General features: G+C 72.1%; 16 protein-coding genes. 13 read left to right on the top strand and 3 right to left on the bottom strand.

Annotation, left to right across the window (positions count from 1 at the left end):
- From B7L92_RS14130 to truA, 3 genes are all read left to right on the top strand, one after another.
- The coding region (locus B7L92_RS14130) for a DNA-directed RNA polymerase subunit alpha C-terminal domain-containing protein (protein WP_030173928.1) at positions 1–319 on the top strand (319 nt) is incomplete at its 5' end.
- A gap of 170 nt (positions 320–489) precedes the next feature.
- On the top strand, positions 490–1,017 hold the full coding sequence (rplQ, locus tag B7L92_RS14135) for a 50S ribosomal protein L17 (protein WP_081237767.1): 528 nt from the start codon (positions 490–492) through the stop codon (positions 1,015–1,017).
- 77 nt (positions 1,018–1,094) lie between these two features.
- Positions 1,095–1,952, top strand: a complete 858-nt coding sequence (gene truA, locus B7L92_RS14140; RefSeq protein WP_081237769.1) for a tRNA pseudouridine(38-40) synthase TruA — start codon at positions 1,095–1,097, stop codon at positions 1,950–1,952.
- Between the two features lie 35 nt (positions 1,953–1,987).
- Here the strand turns inward: truA and B7L92_RS14145 are convergent, their stop codons facing one another.
- Positions 1,988–2,875, bottom strand: coding sequence for a hypothetical protein (locus B7L92_RS14145; protein WP_081237771.1), 888 nt, complete (start codon positions 2,873–2,875; stop codon positions 1,988–1,990).
- Positions 2,876–2,949: 74 nt separating this feature from the next.
- Between B7L92_RS14145 and B7L92_RS14150 the strand changes: the two genes are divergently transcribed.
- The 4 genes from B7L92_RS14150 to glmM all read left to right on the top strand — a co-directional run bounded on the left by B7L92_RS14150 (position 2,950) and on the right by glmM (position 7,022).
- Entirely contained in the window at positions 2,950–4,146 is a 1,197-nt protein-coding gene (locus tag B7L92_RS14150) for a glycosyltransferase 87 family protein (protein ID WP_081237773.1), read from the top strand.
- A 233-nt stretch (positions 4,147–4,379) separates the two neighbouring features.
- Positions 4,380–4,823 (top strand): 50S ribosomal protein L13, encoded by a 444-nt coding sequence (rplM, locus tag B7L92_RS14155; protein ID WP_004984483.1) that lies wholly within the window; start codon positions 4,380–4,382, stop codon positions 4,821–4,823.
- 39 nt (positions 4,824–4,862) lie between these two features.
- Positions 4,863–5,375, top strand: coding sequence for a 30S ribosomal protein S9 (gene rpsI, locus B7L92_RS14160; RefSeq protein WP_081237775.1), 513 nt, complete (start codon positions 4,863–4,865; stop codon positions 5,373–5,375).
- 288 nt (positions 5,376–5,663) lie between these two features.
- Positions 5,664–7,022, top strand: a complete 1,359-nt coding sequence (gene glmM, locus B7L92_RS14165) for a phosphoglucosamine mutase (protein ID WP_081237777.1) — start codon at positions 5,664–5,666, stop codon at positions 7,020–7,022.
- A 334-nt stretch (positions 7,023–7,356) separates the two neighbouring features.
- On the opposite strand, the gene B7L92_RS14170 is transcribed toward glmM, so the two are convergent.
- Together B7L92_RS14170 and coaA are read right to left on the bottom strand one after the other, a co-directional pair.
- Positions 7,357–8,304, bottom strand: a complete 948-nt coding sequence (locus B7L92_RS14170; RefSeq protein ID WP_081237779.1) for a DUF389 domain-containing protein — start codon at positions 8,302–8,304, stop codon at positions 7,357–7,359.
- 74 nt (positions 8,305–8,378) lie between these two features.
- Complete coding sequence (gene coaA / locus B7L92_RS14175) at positions 8,379–9,347, bottom strand: type I pantothenate kinase (RefSeq protein ID WP_081237781.1); 969 nt, start codon at positions 9,345–9,347, stop codon at positions 8,379–8,381.
- Between the two features lie 278 nt (positions 9,348–9,625).
- Between coaA and B7L92_RS14180 the strand changes: the two genes are divergently transcribed.
- The 6 genes from B7L92_RS14180 (at position 9,626) to B7L92_RS42325 (ending at position 14,197) form a co-directional block, all read left to right on the top strand.
- Positions 9,626–10,417, top strand: coding sequence for a hypothetical protein (locus B7L92_RS14180; protein ID WP_081237782.1), 792 nt, complete (start codon positions 9,626–9,628; stop codon positions 10,415–10,417).
- A gap of 215 nt (positions 10,418–10,632) precedes the next feature.
- Positions 10,633–12,480, top strand: a complete 1,848-nt coding sequence (gene glmS / locus B7L92_RS14185) for a glutamine--fructose-6-phosphate transaminase (isomerizing) (protein WP_081237784.1) — start codon at positions 10,633–10,635, stop codon at positions 12,478–12,480.
- Positions 12,481–12,635: 155 nt separating this feature from the next.
- Positions 12,636–13,163, top strand: coding sequence for a DUF3515 family protein (locus B7L92_RS14190; protein ID WP_255310944.1), 528 nt, complete (start codon positions 12,636–12,638; stop codon positions 13,161–13,163).
- A gap of 133 nt (positions 13,164–13,296) precedes the next feature.
- Entirely contained in the window at positions 13,297–13,467 is a 171-nt protein-coding gene (locus B7L92_RS14195) for a hydrophobic protein (protein ID WP_081237786.1), read from the top strand.
- Positions 13,468–13,662: 195 nt separating this feature from the next.
- Positions 13,663–14,034 carry a holo-ACP synthase gene (locus B7L92_RS14200; protein WP_081237788.1) on the top strand — a complete coding sequence of 124 codons (372 nt, stop codon included), beginning with the start codon at positions 13,663–13,665 and terminating at the stop codon, positions 14,032–14,034.
- Between the two features lie 40 nt (positions 14,035–14,074).
- Complete coding sequence (locus tag B7L92_RS42325; RefSeq protein WP_255310947.1) at positions 14,075–14,197, top strand: hypothetical protein; 123 nt, start codon at positions 14,075–14,077, stop codon at positions 14,195–14,197.
- Positions 14,198–14,366 lie beyond the last annotated feature (169 nt).

The following is a 14,366-nucleotide window of genomic DNA, read 5'->3' on the forward strand; positions in this document are numbered from 1 at the left end:
CCCGTCCCCGACGGACGCCGCCCTCGCCGCCGACCTGGCGCTGCCGATCGAGGAGCTGGAGCTCACCGTTCGGTCGTACAACTGCCTCAAGCGCGAGGGCATCCACTCCGTGGGTGAGCTCGTCGCCCGCTCCGAGGCCGACCTCCTCGACATCCGCAACTTCGGTGCGAAGTCGATCGACGAGGTCAAGGCGAAGCTGGCCGGCATGGGCCTCGCCCTCAAAGACAGCCCGCCCGGCTTCGACCCGACGGCCGCCGCGGACGCCTTCGGCGCCGACGACGACGCGGACGCCGGGTTCGTCGAGACCGAGCAGTACTGAGAGCTCGGTACCGACGATCGGATCCTAGGAAGCGGGCGCGCCGTGCGCGCCCGCTCTCCTTCCGGGAACTCCCCCACGGGGTGGCTCCCGGATCTCCGACAGACAACCGTCTGCTCGGATACTGACCCCGGTACCTGATACGGCCGGGGCAGACACACAGGAGAAGAACCATGCCGAAGCCCACCAAGGGTGCCCGTATGGGCGGCAGCGCCGCGCACGAGAAGCTGATGCTCGCGAACCTCGCGAAGTCGCTCTTCGAGCACGGCCGCATCACCACCACCGAGGCGAAGGCGCGCAAGCTGCGCCCGTACGCCGAGCGTCTGATCACCAAGGCGAAGAAGGGCGACCTTCACAACCGCCGTCAGGTGCTCCAGGTCATCACGGACAAGGGCATCGTCCACACGCTCTTCACCGAGATCGGCCCGCGGTACGAGAACCGTCCGGGTGGCTACACCCGCATCACCAAGATCGGTAACCGCCGTGGCGACAACGCGCCCATGGCCGTCATCGAGCTGGTCGAGGCGCTGACGGTGCAGCAGTCGGCGGTCGGCGAGGCCGAGGCCGCGACCAAGCGCGCGGTCAAGGAGGACGCCCTCAAGAAGGACGAGGCCGCCGAGGCCCCGGCCGAGGACACCAAGGCCGACCTGACCAAGGACGAGGCCGCCGAGGCCCCGGCCGAGGACGCCAAGGACGCCTGAGGCACCACTGCCTCGCGCCGAGCGGGTCCGCCCTTCGCGGGGCGGGCCCGCTTTCGCGTACCTGAGAGGATCCGTACGTGAGTGACGAAGTACAACCAGGATCCGTACGTGTCCGCCTCGACCTGTCCTACGACGGCGCCGGCTTCCACGGCTGGGCCAAGCAGGCCGGGGGCAGGCGGACCGTGCAGGGGGAGATCGAGGACGCCTTGCGGACCGTGACGCGGTCCGGGACGACGACGTACGAGCTGACCGTGGCCGGCCGCACCGACGCCGGGGTGCACGCGCGGGGCCAGGTGGCCCACGTGGACCTGCCCGCCGGGGTGTGGGCGGAGCACAAGGGGAAGCTGCTGAAGCGGCTCGCCGGGCGGCTGCCGAAGGACGTGCGGGTGTGGGCCCTGCGGGAGGCGCCGGCCGGTTTCGACGCCCGGTTCTCGGCGGTCTGGCGGCGCTACGCCTACCGCGTCACCGACAACCCGGGCGGGGTGGACCCGCTGCTGCGCGGGCACGTGCTGTGGCACGACTGGCCGCTCGACGTCGACGCGATGAACGAGGCCGCGCGGGGGCTGCTGGGGGAGCACGACTTCGCCGCGTACTGCAAGCGGCGGGAGGGCGCGACCACGATCCGTACGCTCCAGGAGCTGAGCCTGGTGCGCGGCGAGGACGGGATCGTCACGGCGACCGTCCGGGCCGACGCCTTCTGCCACAACATGGTGCGCTCGCTGATCGGCGCGCTGCTGTTCGTCGGCGACGGCCACCGCCCGCCCGACTGGCCGGGGAAGGTGCTGGCGGCGGGGGTGCGGGACTCGGCCGTGCACGTCGTGCGCCCGCACGGGCTGACCCTGGAGGAGGTCGGCTACCCGGCGGACGCACTGCTGGCGGCCCGCAGCAGGGAGGCCCGCAACAGGCGGTCGCTGCCGACGGGCCGCTGCTGCTGAACCACGGGGCCGGCCACTCGGTCGGCCCCGCCGCGTTACTCGTTCGCCGCCGCCGAGGCCTGGGCCTCGCCCCTGCGGCGGATCTGACGGAACGTGAACTCCTGGAGGTCGTCGCCCGTGGCGAAGACGGCCGTGTCCTTCTCCGTCACGTCCTTGCCGTCGGTGAAGCCGGCCAGGGTGAAGTAGGCGTAGCGGCCGTAGGCGTTGGTGGTCGAGCGGCAGACCGCGCCGTCGCAGAACTCCTTGACACCGCCGCCCGCCAGGGACTTGACGATGCTCTTGTTGTCGGCCTGCTGCTTGGCCCTGGTCGCCTGGGCCTCGGTGTCGAAGACGGCCACGCCGACCGTCACCGCCATGCCGTCCTTGGTGTAGGTGACGCGGATCAGGCGGGTGCAGTCGTTGTCGTTCAGGACCTTGGAGAGCGTGGCCTTCGCCGCCGAGGCGCAGTCCCGGGTGTCGGCCGTCGGGCCCTTCCGGTACACCGTCTCGCCCATGGTCAGTTGCGTGCCCGGGAAGAGGATGTCCGGGCTCAGCGGCGCCTTGTCCTTCTGCGCGCTGGCGACGAACTCCTTCGGGTCCAGCGGGGGCGGCGCGCTCGTCGGGGCGAACGAGGGCGCCGTGGCCGTGGCGCTCGGGATGTCGGCGGTCCCGGGCAGCTGGGAGGACGGGCCGCCCGCGGCCCGGTTGTCGCCGTTCGCCGAGACGACGGCCACCGCGACGGCCGTGCCTATCGCGACGGTGGCGAGTGCGCCGCCGCCTATGAGCAGCAGCCGGCGCCGCTTGTGGCGGGCCTCGGAGGCCTCGGCGAGCGCGGCCCAGTCCGGGGACTGGCTGGCGCCGCCACCGCTGCCGCTCCAGGGCTGCTGGGAATTCGGTTTCCAGGGATCCCACTGCTGCGGAGGTCCCCCCTGCCCAAAACTCATGGGGCGCATCTTAGACGGGCCGCGGGGCGTGCTGGTCCGCCTCAACGTGCCCCGCGGGCCCTAGCGTTGCGGCCATGGCTACGGGCAAAGGCGACATCTCCGGGTGGTTGGTGCGACCCGCGGGCAGGCATCTGTGGGCGGCACTCGTCGTGCTGCTGGGGGCGCTGACGGCGCACACGGTGCGTGTGACCTCGGACGGAGGCATGGACAACGCGATCGTCGTGGACGCCGCGCGGACCTGGCTGGCCGGTGGTTCCCCGTATGACGATCCGCACTTCCTCTATTTGCCGAGCGCGGTCCTGGCCGCCGCCCCGCAGGCGCTGCTGCCGCGGCCCGTGCTCGACGTGCTGGTGCCGGTGGCGGTGACCGCCGCCCTCGCGCTGGGCTGGGCCTGCGCCCTGCGGCTGCACCGCGTGCCGCTGCACAGCAGGCTCGCCGCCCTCGGGCTGCTGGGCCTCGCGGCCGCCTTCGCGCCGTTCGGGCAGCTGGTGCGGCTGGGCAACTGGACGGCGACGGCCGTGCTCGCGCTGCCGCTGTGCCTGCTGCTGGCGAGCCGCGGCCGGTGGGTCGCGGCGGGCGCGGTCGTCGGGGTCGCCGTGGCGCTGAAGCCGCTGCTCGCGCCGATGGTCCTGCTGTTCCTCTTCGCGCGCCGGTGGCGGGCGCTGGCCGTGCTGCTGCTGGTGCCGTCGGCGGCCTCGGTCGCGGCGGGGCTGCTGCTGCCCGACCCGACGGGCTTCTTCACCCGCACCCTGCCCTTCCTGCTGCGCGGCGACGACGCCTTCCTGCGGCTCTACGAGGCGTCGCCGGCGGCGGTGCTGCCCCGGCTGGGCGTGCCCGGGGCGGTGGCCGGGGCGCTGGCGTTGCTCGCGGCCGCGGTGGGGGTGGGGTGCGCGTACCGGCGCTGGCGCGGCCCCGGGCCGGTGCCGCTGCGGCTGGCGGAGACGTCCGCGGGGCTGATGCTCTCGGCGTTCCTCGTCTCGCGGCCCTCCTACAACCACTACCTCCTGGTCGTCCTGCCGCTGCTGCTCGCCGGTCTGCCGTACGCCGGCGCGGTGGCCCGGCGGCCCTGGTTCTGGCTCGCCCTGGTGCCGCAGCTGCCGGGGGTGACCTGGCCGTGGCTGGAGTCGGGGCGGCGCCGGGCCTTCCGGGACGCGTTCACGCTGTGCGTGCTGGCGGTGACGGTCGGGCGCCACTGCGTACGGGGGACGCGTGAGGCGGACGGGCCGCGTGAGGCGCCCGTGGGGCGGCGTACGGCCTTAGGGTCGGCGTAGCCCACCGACGGCGCTCCCGTTTTGACCCGTCCGGCCGAGCATGGGTATCCTGCCTGTTCGTTATGTGTATTGGCTTGCTCATTCTCACGTGAGGGGCCCTTACACCGGTCCACCGGGCCGATGACCAGCGACCAGCACGCGGTTTGCGTCACCGCTGTGCGGTCAGGGCTGTCGTGATCGTCTTCGGTGACCTTGTCAGGACCTATTCACTGAAGAAGCGAAGGCTACGAACCGTGCGTACGTACAGCCCCAAGCCCGGCGATGTGACGCGCCAGTGGCACGTCATCGACGCTCAGGACGTCGTCCTGGGTCGTCTGGCCTCCACTGCGGCCTCCATCCTGCGCGGCAAGCACAAGCCCATCTACGCCCCGCATGTCGACACCGGTGACTTCGTCATCATCATCAACGCCGACAAGGTGCACCTCTCCGGCAACAAGCGGACCCAGAAGATGGCGTACCGCCACTCGGGTTACCCGGGCGGTCTCCGTTCCGTCCGGTACGACGAGCTGCTCGAGAAGAGCCCCGAGAAGGCCATCGAGAAGGCCGTCAAGGGCATGCTCCCCAAGAACACCCTGGGCCGTCAGATGCTCTCGAAGCTGAAGGTCTACTCGGGCGACCAGCACCCGCACGCTGCCCAGCAGCCGGTGCCGTTCGAGATCACCCAGGTCGCGCAGTAAGTCCGGCCACCCCCTAAGCGAAGAGAACTGAGGAGAATCGTGGCCGAGACCACTGCCGAGCAGCCGCTCGAAGAGCTTGACATCGACAGCTACACCACCGAGTCCGAGGTCCCCGTCGAGGGCGAGTACACCTCGGAGTCCCTGGCCTCCCGCTTCGGCGAGCCGCAGCCGGCCGCCGGCCTGGGCCGCCGCAAGAACGCCATCGCCCGCGTCCGGATCGTCCCGGGCTCCGGCAAGTGGAAGATCAACGGTCGCACCCTCGAGGACTACTTCCCGAACAAGGTGCACCAGCAGGAAGTCAACGAGCCCTTCAAGGTGCTCGAGCTCGAGGACCGTTACGACGTCATCGCCCGCATCGCGGGTGGCGGTGTCTCCGGTCAGGCCGGTGCGCTCCGTCTCGGTGTCGCCCGTGCGCTGAACGAGGCCGACGTCGACAACAACCGCGGCCCGCTGAAGAAGGCCGGCTTCCTGCGCCGCGACGACCGCGCGGTCGAGCGGAAGAAGGCCGGTCTGAAGAAGGCCCGCAAGGCCCCGCAGTACAGCAAGCGCTAATCACAGGGCGCTCGCGCGTACTCCGAACGCCCCGGCGGCACGCCACTGTGCCGCCGGGGCGTTCGTTTATTCAGGGTCCTGGGCGTATAACGGCACAAGCGCTCGAAGGCTAATGTGATCGGGTGGTCGTGCTCTCCCGCGCGGAGACGCGGAGCCGCTCCCGCGTCGCGACCCTCGAACACATCACACGTTTCGTCAGCGGTACAACCGTCGACCGCGCGGACGGGCCCGACGCCTCGGCACGGTCTCGCCACGGCTCTCGACACTGACGTTTCCTCAGGAGGACAAGTGGGACGACTCTTCGGCACGGACGGCGTGCGCGGTGTCGCCAACGCGGACCTGACGGCGGAGATGGCGCTCGGCCTGTCCGTCGCCGCCGCGCACGTACTGGCCGAGGCGGGCACGTTCGAAGGGCACCGGCCCACCGCCGTGGTCGGGCGTGATCCACGTGCGTCCGGGGAGTTCCTGGAGGCCGCCGTGGTCGCGGGCCTGGCGAGCGCGGGCGTGGACGTCCTGCGGGTCGGGGTCCTGCCGACGCCCGCGGTGGCGTACCTCACCGGAGCACTCGGCGCCGACCTCGGCGTGATGCTCTCCGCCAGCCACAACGCCATGCCGGACAACGGCATCAAGTTCTTCGCCCGCGGCGGCCACAAGCTCGCCGACGAGCTGGAGGACCGGATCGAGTCCGTGTACGAGGAGCACCGCACCGGCGCTCCCTGGGACCGCCCGACCGGTGCCGGCGTCGGCCGGGTGCGGGACCACGAGCAGGGGCTCGACCAGTACGTCGCCCACCTCGTCGGCGTCCTCCCGAACCGGCTGGACGGCCTGCGGATCGTCCTCGACGAGGCGCACGGCGCCGCCGCCAAAGTATCGCCGGAGGCGTTCGCGCGGGCCGGGGCCGAGGTCGTCACCATCGGCGCCGAACCCGACGGGCTCAACATCAACGACGGCTGCGGCTCGACCCACCTGGACCGTCTGAAGGCCGCCGTCGTCGAGCACGGGGCCGACTTCGGCATCGCGCACGACGGCGACGCCGACCGGTGCCTGGCCGTGGACCACACCGGCGAGGAGGTCGACGGGGACCAGATCCTCGCCGTGCTCGCGCTGGCCATGCGGGAGCGTTCCGCGCTGCGCTCGGACACCGTCGTCGCGACCGTGATGTCCAATCTGGGCTTCAAGCTCGCCATGGAGCGCGAGGGCATCCGGCTCGTGCAGACCGCGGTCGGCGACCGGTACGTGCTGGAGGAGATGAAGGAGAAGGGCTACGCCCTCGGCGGCGAGCAGTCCGGCCACGTCATCGTCCTCGACCACGCCACGACGGGCGACGGCACGCTGACCGGCCTGCTGCTCGCGGCGCGGGTCGCCGAGACCGGGCGTCCGCTGCGGGAGCTGGCGTCGGTGATGGAGCGGCTGCCGCAGGTGCTGGTCAACGTGCCGGACGTGGACAAGTCCCGGGTGAAGACCTCCGCCGACCTCGCGACGGCCGTCACCGAGGCCGAGCGGGAACTGGGGGAGACCGGGCGCGTCCTGCTCCGCCCCTCGGGCACGGAACCGCTGGTGCGGGTGATGGTGGAGGCCGCGGACCTCGACCAGGCCCGCACGGTGGCGGGGCGGCTGGCGGACGTGGTGAAGTCGGCGCTGGGATAACCGCCGAGGGCTCTGTACGACGAAGGCCCGTACCCCCTGTGGACCCCGTACCCCTGTGGACAGGGACACGGGCCGTGCGGGCCGGTGGGGCGGCGGCCCCGGGCGCGGCGAGGGACTGCGCGGCGGCCTCCGCCTGCGTGTGCTCGGCGTGCGCGGCGGCGGCCGTCTGCTGCTCGGCGATCGGCTTCGACGCCTGCCCGGTCGGCACGTCCGGGGGAGGCCGCCGAGCCGGTGTCGACGTGCGGCGAGCCGGTCCGGACGGCGTCGTGGCCGGCTCGGCGACCCGAGCGGCGACAGGCCGGAGGGACCCGCGCCTGCCGGACGCCGGCTCCGCTCAGCTCCCGGAGCGTTTGTGCAGGCGCTCGCGCTGTCCGGCCCAGAAGTGTTTCTGAGCCAGCAGCGTGAGGGTGCCCGCGAGGGTGATGCCGAGCAGGTTGAGCAGCAGCTGACGGGTGGAGCCCCAGGTCTGGACGGCGTCCCCGTAGCTCAGCGTTACGGCGGCGTTCGCGGCCGCCGGGATCGTCGTCACCGAGATGGCGACGCCGACCAGGGCGCCGGACTTGGCGGAGGTCAGCGAGAGCGTGCCGGCCGCGCCCGCCAGGACCGCCACCACGAAGGAGAGCCAGTCGGGGGCGTAGACGAACCCGGTCTGCGGGCGGTCGGCCTCCAGCCGCTCCTCGGAGAACAGCCCGACCGCGTCCATGAAGAAGCTGAAGCCCACCGTCACCGCCATCGCCACCGCGAAGCCGGTGAGCAGGGCGATCACCGAACGCAGCGCGAGGCGGGGCCGTCGCCGCACGACCGCGGTGGAGATGCCGGCCAGCGGGCCGAACTCCGGACCCACCGCCATCGCGCCCACGATGAGGACCGCGTTGTCCAGCACCACACCGCAGGCCGCGATCATGGTGGCCAGTGTGATGAACGCCAGGTAGGTGACGGACAGCGTCGACTCCTCGTGGGTCGCCTCGATCAGGCGCTCCCACAGCACCGCGTCCGCGCTCTCGCCCGGCGCCCGGGCCTCCGCCTCGTCGGCCCGCCGGGACAGCGACAGGTCGACGTTCTCCACGGCGATGGAACCGGACGCCTCCAGCCCGATCCCCTTCAGCCCGCCGAGGAGTTCGTCGCCCGCCTCCCGGGCCACGTCGCACAGCACGACGTCCCCGGCGGGATCGCGCGAGGCACCCGGGAACACGCACAGGTGCGCGGTGCCGATCGTCCCCTCGATCAGCCGGACCACGTCGTCCGTCTTCTCGGCCGGCGTGATCAGGCGCAGGTGCAGCATGGCGGCAGCGTAGCCGTGCGGGGGCCGGGCGGCGGCGACCGCGGCGCGGCAGGCGGCCGGGCGGGGACCGGCGCTCAGAGCTTGCGCAGGCTGAGGCGCTGCACCTTGTGGTCCGGGCCCTTGCGCACGACGAGGGTGGCCCGGCCCCGGGTGGGGGCGATGTTCTCCACCAGGTTGGGCCGGTTGACGGTGCGCCACATCGTGCGGGCGTAGTCGAGGGCCTCCTCCTCGGAGACCTGGGTGTACCTGCGGAAGTACGAGGACGGGTCCTGGAAGGCGGTCTCGCGCAGCCGCTTGAAGCGGTTGAGGTACCAGCGCTCGATGTCCTCGGTGCGGGCGTCGACGTACACGCTGAAGTCGAAGTAGTCGGCGAGTCCCACGCGGGTGCGGCCGTCCTTGCCGGGCAGGGCGGGCTGGAGGACGTTGAGCCCTTCGACGATCAGGATGTCCGGCCGGCGCACGGTGAGCTGCTCGCCGGGGACGATGTCGTAGATGAGGTGGGAGTAGACGGGGGCGGTGACCTCGTCCTTGCCGGCCTTGATGTCGGCGACGAAACGGGTGAGCGCGCGGCGGTCGTACGACTCGGGGAAACCTTTCCGCGACATCAGGCCGCGGGCCTGGAGCTCTTCGGTGGGCAGCAGGAAGCCGTCCGTGGTCACCAGCTCCACGCGCGGGTGCTCCGGCCAGCGGGACAGCAGGGCGCGGAGCAGCCGGGCGACCGTGGACTTGCCGACGGCGACGCTGCCGGCGACCCCTATGACGAAGGGGGTGCCGGACTGGGAGCCCTGCTCGCCGAGGAAGGTGTTCAGCGCGCTCCGGAGCCCGTCGGTGGCGCCGACGTAGAGGTTGAGCAGCCGGGACAGCGGGAGGTAGATGTCCCGCACCTCGTCGAGGTCGATGACGTCGCCGAGACCGCGCAGCCGCTCCACCTCGTCGGCCGTGAGCGGCTGCGGCGTCTTGTCGCGCAGCGCGCTCCACTCGGCACGGGTGAGGTCGACGTAGGGAGTCGCCTCCGGCCGCTGCCGGTGGGCGCTCTGGGACATCGAGGAGACCGGTGAGATCACAGTCCATTGTTAACGGAGTTCGAACGGGATGGCGGGTGGGGTGGGTCACGCCCGTCCCGCGCGGCGGGGCCGGGTGCGCGAAGGGCCCGGCCGGCGCGGCCACCGGGCGAGATTACGCAGGCGTCACGGTCGTATACCGGGTGATCATTTGATGATCACTTGTGTACGGGCTGTGCGTACAGTGCGCGCATAGCGTCGCGGAGTCCTCCGCGGAAAGCGTCGCGGAGTCCTCCGCAGAACTGAAGAGAGAGCCCATCGTGAAGTCCACCGCCGTCCGTCGTACCGCGCTCGCCGCCTCCGCCGCCGCACTCGCCCTTCTCGCCACCGCCTGCGGCGGTTCCGGTGACGGGGACAAGAAGGACGAGGGCAAGGGCAAGGCCGACGCCTCCGCCTCCGCCTCGGCCGCGCCGGCGGCCAAGGCGCTCACCGCCGCCGAGCTGGAGAAGGTCGCGCTGGCCCAGGCGGACGTCAAGAGCGGCAAGGTCGCCACCAAGCTCGAGGCGACGGACGACATCGCCGAGGACCAGGTGAAGGCGGAGGACGAGGCCTGCCTTCCGCTGGTCCGCGCCCAGGCCGCGGTGGCGCAGGGCGAGCCCGCGGCGACCGTGAAGCGGTCGTGGACGGAGGAGCCGAAGAAGCCCTCCGACGACCTGCCCGTCGAGGAGGCCCTGATGGCCTCCCTCGACGTGGACAAGATGCTGATCAACCTCGCCTCCTACGAGGACGGCGGGGCCGAGCAGGCGATGAAGGGCCTGACCACCGCCGCCGAGAAGTGCGCCGGGGGCTTCACGGCCACCGTGGCCGGCGAGAAGCTGGAGTTCGTCAAGGCCGCCACGACCGCCGCGCCCGAGGGGGGCGACGAGGGGGTCGCCGTCACCCTGACCATGGCCGTCGAGGAGGACGTGGAGGCGCCGAGCAAGATCGTCGTCGTCCGCAAGGGTGCCACCCTGGTGTCCTTCAGCGCCGTCAACCTCGCCTCCGTGGCCACCGGCGAGGACTTCGAGGTCCCCGCGGAGGTCGTCGACGCGCAGGTCGCCAAGCTCGGCTGACCCGGCCACCGGTCCGCGCCCGGCCGTCGGCACCGGCCGGCCGGGCGCGCGGTGGGCGGGTACGGAGGGGCCCGGGTTTCCGCCCGGGCCCCTCCGCCGTTGCCGGGACCGGGGCTGCGGGACGTGTGCGGACGGGTTCGTACGACGGTGGGAATTTCCGATTTCGGGCAGGCGGCGGCCGTTTTCGGCGGCTGACGGACCGTAGGCTGCCGCACATGTGCGGAATCGTGGGATACGTGGGACCGCAGTCGGCGCTGGACGTCGTGACGGCGGGCCTAAAGCGACTGGAGTACCGGGGATACGACTCGGCGGGTGTCGCCGTGCTGGCGGACGGCGGCCTGGCCACGGCCAAGCGGGCCGGGAAACTCGTCAACCTGGACAAGGAGTTGGCCGAACGCCCCCTGCCGACCGGTACGGCCGGCATCGGCCACACCCGCTGGGCCACCCACGGCGGCCCGACGGACGCCAACGCCCACCCGCACCTCGACAACGCGGGCCGGGTCGCCGTCGTCCACAACGGCATCATCGAGAACTTCGCCGCCCTGCGCGCCGAGTTGGCCGAGCGCGGCCACGACCTCGTCTCCGAGACGGACACCGAGGTCGTCGCCCATCTGCTCGCCGAGGAGTTCTCCTCCTGCGCCGACCTCGCCGAGGCGATGCGGCTGGTGTGCCGCCGGCTGGAGGGCGCCTTCACCCTGGTCGCCGTGCACGCCGACGCGCCGGACGTCGTCGTCGGCGCGCGGCGCAACTCGCCGCTGGTGGTGGGGGTGGGGGAGGGCGAGGCCTTCCTCGCCTCGGACGTCGCCGCGTTCATCGCGCACACGCGGTCCGCGATCGAACTGGGCCAGGACCAGGTGGTCGAACTGCGCCGGGACACGGTGACGGTGACCGGTTTCGACGGCAGCCCGGCCGACGTCCGCTCCTACCACGTCGACTGGGACGCCTCCGCCGCGGAGAAGGGCGGCTACGCCTCCTTCATGCTCAAGGAGATCGCCGAGCAGCCGAAGGCGGTCACGGACACCCTGCTCGGGCGCGTCGACGAGGCGGGTTCGCTGACGCTGGACGAGGTGCGGATCCCGGCGGGCGTCCTGCGCGAGGTCGACAAGATCGTCGTCGTCGCCTGCGGTACGGCCTTCCACGCCGGCCTGATCGCCAAGTACGCCATCGAGCACTGGACGCGGATTCCGTGCGAGGTGGAACTGGCGAGCGAGTTCCGCTACCGGGACCCGATCCTCGACCAGCAGACCCTGGTCATCGCCATCTCCCAGTCCGGCGAGACCATGGACACGCTGATGGCCCTGCGGCACGCCCGCGAGCAGGGCGCCAAGGTCCTCGCGATCTGCAACACCAACGGCTCGACGATCCCGCGCGAGTCCGACGCGGTGCTGTACACGCACGCCGGTCCGGAGGTGGCGGTCGCCTCGACCAAGGCGTTCCTGACGCAGCTCGTCGCCTGCTACCTGGTCGCGCTGTACCTGGGGCAGGTGCGGGGCACCAAGTGGGGCGACGAGATCCGCGCGGTGGTGCGGGACCTGGCGTCGATCCCCGGGGCGGTGGAACGCGTCCTGGGGACGATGGAGCCGGTACGGGAGCTGGCCCGCTCCCTCGCGGACAAGGACACGGTGCTGTTCCTCGGGCGGCACGTGGGCTACCCGGTGGCCCTCGAGGGCGCGCTCAAGCTCAAGGAGCTCGCCTACATGCACGCGGAGGGCTTCGCCGCGGGCGAGCTGAAGCACGGGCCGATCGCCCTGATCGAGGACGACGTGCCGGTCGTCGTGGTCGCCCCGTCGCCCCGGGGGCGGTCCGTCCTCCACGACAAGATCGTCTCCAACATCCAGGAGATCCGGGCGCGCGGTGCCCGGACGATCGTCGTCGCGGAGGAGGGCGACGAGGCGGTCGCCCCGTACGCCGACCACCTGATCCGCGTCCCGGCCACGCCCACGCTGCTGCAGCCGTTGGTGACGACGGTGCCGTTGCAGGTGTTCGCCTGCGAGCTGGCGACGGCGCGGGGCAACGAGGTCGACCAGCCGCGCAACCTCGCCAAGTCGGTGACGGTGGAGTAGGTCCCCGGGGCGCCGGCCGCCCTGTGGCGCCGGTCACTCGGGAGGGTCCGCGGAGGGGGCGTGCACGGGCCCGGGCCGGTGTGGTGAAGGATTGGGGTGCGCGAAGTCCGCGTCGTCCCGGTCCGTACCGGGCGCCCCTCACGGTCACGGTAGTCATGGATCACGATGAAGAAGTCGAAGAACCGCGTCGGCGGACCCTGCGCAGGGTTCTCACCCCGGCGCGGGTGGTGGTCGCCGTCGTCGCCGTCGCGGTGATCGCGACCGCCCTGCTGGTGGTCGACTCCCGCACGGTCGACTCCGCCCCTCGCGGTGGGGACGCGCGGTGCTCCGAAGTCGTCGACCGGGTTCCCGACGAGGTCGGCGCACAGTCGCGCGACTGGGTCATCGGGGACGGCGTCGCCGCGTGGGGCGGCCGTTCCCTGGTGCTCCGCTGCGGGGTCGGCGAACCGGAGCCCACCACCAGCCTCTGCCTCACGGCCGAGGGGGTCGACTGGGTCCTGGACGAACGGACCCTGAAGGCCGAGGGGGTGAGCGTCCTCACCACCTACGGGCGTTCTCCCGCGGTGGAAATCACCTATGACGGCCCGCGCGAGGACGTCGGCGGAATTCTCGTGGAGCTCGAGGAGGCCGTCGCCCGGATTCCTCAGGGGGCGAAGTGCATCGGGGCCGGCGACACCCTGTAGCGCACCGCTCCCCGGGGCTCCCGGGGCTCCGGGCGAACATGTGCGGATTCCCTCAAAAATGTGAAACGAACGTGGAGTTGGGGGGCTTGTGCGGAGGGCGCCGGGGCACTCGAAGGGCCGGAGGTTGATACAGATGGTTCCCCTTCTTCTGGTTCTGCTGCTGGCGCTGGTCCTGTTCGGCGCGGGTTTCGCGATGGAGGCCCTGTGGTGGGTCGCGGTCATCGTGCTCGCGGTGTGGCTGCTGGGCTTCCTCGTCCGTCCGGCGGGCACGGGCGGCCGACGGGGCCGCTGGTACCGCTGGTAGGACGGCGGGATGCGGGCGGAGGGCTCCGGCGAAACGGCCGGGGCCCTTCGTGCGTCGGCGGGAAGGGCGCCCCGGGCACGGGCGGGAGGGCGGAGGACACCCCTCCTCCTGTCGGGTGCCGGTGCGCGGGGGAACCGGCGCCTCCCCCCGGGCGCCCGGCGCCTCACCGGGGCACGGGCTCGTAAGGTGCTGCGCATGAGCATCATCGGAGTCGGGATCGACGTGGCCGAGATCGAGAGGTTCGCGGCGTCGCTGGAGCGGACGCCCGGGCTGGCCCGGCGGCTCTTCGTGGAGAGCGAGCTGCTGCTGCCCGGCGGGGAGCGGCGGGGTGTCGCCTCGCTGGCCGCGCGGTTCGCCGCCAAGGAGGCGCTGGCCAAGGCACTCGGGGCGCCCAGCGGCCTGTACTGGACCGACGCCGAGGTGTGGTGCGAGGACAGCGGGCAGCCGCGGTTGCGGGTCAAGGGGACGGTCGCGGCCCGGGCCGCCGAGCTGGGCGTGCGGTCCTGGCACGTGTCGCTCAGCCACGACGCCGGGGTGGCGTCGGCGGTCGTCATCGCGGAAGGGTGAGGGGCGAGGCGCCGGACACGGGACGGAGGTGGGTGAGGTGATGGTGTCCTTCCCCGGGGTGGGGATCGACCTGCCGGTGTGGGGCGAGGCGTTCCTCGTCGTCGCCGCCGTGCTCACCGTGGTCTTCGCCTTCGTACGGCTGCTGCGCAACCGGCGTCGGTGACGGCACTCGGACAAGTCGGCGAACCGGTGGGCGTGCTTTGCGCCGACCGGGGTAAGCGGGGGAAACCGGTGCCCGAGCGGGGCCGACCGAACAGGAGGCGAACAGTGACGTCGACGATGGCGGGGACCGACCGAGCTCAGACCGTGGGCGAGCTGCCGGAGGTCGTGGA

The sequence above is a fragment of the Streptomyces viridosporus genome (genome assembly GCF_002078235.1).
In the GTDB taxonomy this organism is placed as follows: domain Bacteria; phylum Actinomycetota; class Actinomycetes; order Streptomycetales; family Streptomycetaceae; genus Streptomyces; species Streptomyces viridosporus.